The 2430-nt window shown below is 51.4% G+C and carries 3 protein-coding genes; 2 read left to right on the forward strand and 1 reads right to left on the reverse strand.

The genetic code is table 11. From position 1 onward, the window contains the following. Positions 1 to 569: 569 nt before the first annotated feature. Together EET13_RS30065 and EET13_RS29575 are read left to right on the forward strand one after the other, a co-directional pair. On the forward strand, positions 570 to 1148 hold the full coding sequence (locus EET13_RS30065; RefSeq protein WP_136623321.1) for a hypothetical protein: 579 nt from the start codon (positions 570 to 572) through the stop codon (positions 1146 to 1148). Positions 1149 to 1470: 322 nt separating this feature from the next. Next, the gene (locus EET13_RS29575; protein WP_136623322.1) at positions 1471 to 2082 is read left to right on the forward strand and encodes a hypothetical protein; all 612 of its coding nucleotides are present in this window, start codon (positions 1471 to 1473) and stop codon (positions 2080 to 2082) included. 229 nt (positions 2083 to 2311) lie between these two features. Here the strand turns inward: EET13_RS29575 and EET13_RS32155 are convergent. Then, positions 2312 to 2430 (reverse strand): hypothetical protein (locus EET13_RS32155; RefSeq protein WP_244604026.1); only part of this gene is annotated, 119 nt, incomplete at its 5' end.

Consider the following 2430-nt stretch of genomic DNA (forward strand, 5'->3'; position numbering starts at 1 on the left):
CGAATCCACACCACCAGCCGAGCCTACCGACACAAATTAGTGCCTAACGAGTGCACTAAGCCGAACCATCACCCCAGCTCAGCGCATTGCAACCTTCAGAAAATGTCCAAAGTGACCCAACTCAGGTCAGAATTTCGCTGTGGCTGACCTACATTCTGGCGATAACTGTTCGACCACCCAGGTTGACATTCGGGGGGCAGCCACCGCGGGTAAGCGAAGTGGTACATGTTGACAGTTGATCGGATCTTCCTCGGGTGCCTAGACTTGCCCCGGAGTCAACAATGCCGCCCGGCGCGGACATCGGGTTCCAGTGTCGCCGACATTTCTCTGGGTCCGGTGACGCGGGCGTCAGCGAACAGCTTCAGGAAAGGAACCGGCAGTTGTTCTTCCCAGGTCGGCCCATGGGTGCCGAAGCGGGAATTTCAGAACGTATTGGTTGTGATATGTTGAAATTCTAAAGAGGTAGCTGCCGGCTGTCTTATTTAGGTTTTTCGGACGCCGGTTTAGGCAGCACGATCCTTCGCTCACTGTATTCGCTCGACTTTGGATATGACAAGAAAGGTTTCTTCATGTCGCGATCTGCACATCATTTAGACCTTGCGCACAACACCGTCGGGCTTTGCTCGGATCAATCCCGCCCAGCCGGGGCGGCTAGCTCACAGCGCGCCAGACGCAGCGCTATCGTCGCGCTAGGGACATTGGCACTGACAAGCGGCATCGCCGCCGCCGTCGACACGGCCACCGACAGTGCCACCAACATCAGCATTGGCAGGCTCGCCATCACTTTGACATCTCACGACGGATTCAAGCTCGATACTTGCACAAGTAGTAACTCCAATTTTTCAAACAACGAAAATTCGAGCAACTCCACACCAATCACAGATAATCAGGATTCGAGCAACGCTACATCAATTGCCAACAATGAAAATACGTATTCGTACGTGCCCATGTACGATCCGTACGAACCATCCGAATACTTGAATGCGTCTGAGCTTCCTGGTTATCTAACATTCTTTTACGCGCCAAACGGTAATTACAAGGACATTAATTATCCTCCGTCTATTGGTCCAAATGTGTATGGTGAAACAAACTATGACTTATTAGATACATTGCTAGACGAGTGGAAGAATGCCAATGATGGCGTCTGAATTAGCGGGTGGCATCGATTGATAGTTGCGCAGCAGACGATTACCAAACAGAAAGCACGCTGTCTGTTTGGTAAGATATTTCCTCTACAGACTTTGACATTAATCGAAAGGTATTAACTTGTTGTATTGTTGAAAACTTGCCAACGCTTATTCTCTCAGCGTGGAGCCGGCAATTAGACAATCCGACTAATATCTTACCAGCATCAATTAGAGTCAACGGGAATTCATCAAGCGTCGATATTTTTTATCGCTGAGATGTTGTTCAGTCTATTAGACCTTTGCAACTGATTCGCGTGTTTTGGGCGTCGGTTTCGATAGTACCGTGTTGCATTTACCGAATTTGGATAAAACAAGAAAGGTCATCTTTATGTCGCGATCTGCACATCGTTTGGGCCTTACCCATAACACCGTCGGTCTTGACTTTGATCAATCCCGTCCAGCCGGGGCGGCTAGCTCACAGCGCGCCAGACGCCGCGCTATCGTGACGCTAGGGACATTGGCACTGACAAGCGGCATCGCCGCCGCCATCGACACGGCCACCGACAGTGCCACCAACATCAGCATTGGCAGGCTCGCCATCACTTTGACATCTCATGACGGATTCAAGCTCGATACTTGCACAAATAGTAATTCCGAATATTCAAACGACGAAAATTCGAGCAATGCCACGCCGATCACAGATAATCAAAATTCGAGCGGTACTACATCAATTGCGAACAATGAAAATACGTATTCGAACGCGTCCACATACGATCCGTACAATTCATCCGAAAATTCGAATTTGTCCGATCTTCCCGAGCTCTTATCGGTGTTTTACGCACCAAACGGCGATTATACAAGTGTTGATTATCCTCCGTATATTGGCGGATTGGTAATGTACGACGAAAATTATGATAGTATTATCCAGATGGTAAAAGGCCCGGAGAGTGATTGATTCCGGTATGGAGTTCTGGGTTTGTCAAGGGCACGATTAGGACCCCCGGCACGAAATTCCTCTACCCTACCGATCCCCTACCGATCCCGTACCGATCCCCTACCGATCCCCTACCGGAGGCAAGATGGCTGTCTGCGGTTCGGGGAACCATCTCGCCGCAGTCTCCGGACTCGTAGCTCGTGCGCTGCGCGACTCCGGACGAATGCACGGCATGCCGTCGTGCGGGCCGTTACGGCCCGGTCTTGACCCATTGGCCGGCGTCGCCGACGATGCCGACCGGAACCGCGCCCGACAGGCTGACGTTCTGCACGCTCGGCCCGGCCGCGACGATCGTCGTGTCCTGCAAGA

The organism is Mycobacterium attenuatum (assembly GCF_900566085.1).
Lineage (GTDB): Bacteria > Actinomycetota > Actinomycetes > Mycobacteriales > Mycobacteriaceae > Mycobacterium > Mycobacterium attenuatum.